Origin of the sequence: Paraburkholderia sediminicola (assembly GCF_046026855.1) — a bacterium.
Classification (GTDB): domain Bacteria; phylum Pseudomonadota; class Gammaproteobacteria; order Burkholderiales; family Burkholderiaceae; genus Paraburkholderia; species Paraburkholderia sediminicola_A.
In genome coordinates, this window is sequence record NZ_JAQQET010000102.1 from 1 (window position 1) to 1,012 (window position 1,012).

Consider the following 1,012-nt stretch of genomic DNA (forward strand, 5'->3'; position numbering starts at 1 on the left):
TATCCCAGCAATTCCCCTTTCTGCTCATGCTCTGAACGATGCCGTTTGCCTTCAGTTCGTTCACAAAGTGCGCGCTGGTGTACTGGCATCCCTGATCCGAGTGGAACTTCAGCCCCGGCGGTGGACGTCGCTGGTCGCGCGCCTGCTTCAAAGCCCTGATGACCAGTGCCGTATCAGGCAGCAGCGCAAACGCCCAGCCGACGATACGGCGCGAATACAGGTCCATCACGATGGCCAGATACGACCAGCCCTGAAGCGTTCTCACATAAGTTATATCTCCTGCCCACACCTGGTTGATGGACGGCGGCTCGAAGTTACGCGCCAGCAGATTCGGCGCCACCAGCGCCTCGCCATTGCTCTTCTGATAGCGGTGCGTACGCTTTCTGGTAATCACCAGTTGCGCGCGCTGCATCAGCGTGCGGGCACGATAACGCCCCACCTTGTGGCCGCGCCTTTGAAGCTCATCCGACATCCTTCGGCTGCCATAGCTGCAGCGGGTTTCGCGATGAATCTCACGTGCAGCGGCCATCTGCGGGCAGGGCGCAGGGTCAACCGACGGGCGCCCCGCGAACGCGTAATAGCTGCTGCGCGCCACCTTCATCACCTCACACATCACCCTCACAGGCCAGGCCTTCTTCAGTGACTGGATCACTTCGAGAAGCGATCCATTTCCTTGACGAAGAAGGCCGTAGACTTTTTTAGAATGTCGCGTTCCCTCTCGAGATCAGTGACCTTCGCCTCGAGCTCGCGAATGCGACGCGCATCGGTCTCGATCTCTATCGCTGTGCGCGGTGGTTTGGCCTGCTCCTCGCGCCACCGCGCGACCCAGCGACGCAACGCCGTGTCGCCAACGCCCAGCGCTTCGCAGGCCTGCGAGTATGAATAGCCCTTGCTGACCACCAGCTGGACTGCTTCTGCCTTGAATTCTTCAGGAATGTTCCGTCTGCTCATTTCTCACCTCAGTTGGAGAATTATCCCCTTTAGAGGTGTCCAGCTTCATTGAACCACTACA

The 1,012-nt window shown here is 59.0% G+C and carries 2 protein-coding genes; both read right to left on the reverse strand.

The genetic code is table 11. The annotated features are described in order from the left end of the window. The coding region (locus PQR40_RS38990; RefSeq protein WP_408511284.1) for an IS3 family transposase at nt 1–652 on the reverse strand (652 nt) is incomplete at its 3' end. Continuing rightward, nucleotides 649–951 carry a transposase gene (locus PQR40_RS38995; protein WP_408341253.1) on the reverse strand — a complete coding sequence of 101 codons (303 nt, stop codon included), beginning with the start codon at nt 949–951 and terminating at the stop codon, nt 649–651. The genes PQR40_RS38990 and PQR40_RS38995, both read right to left, overlap by 4 nt. Between the last annotated feature and the right edge of the window lie 61 nt (nt 952–1,012).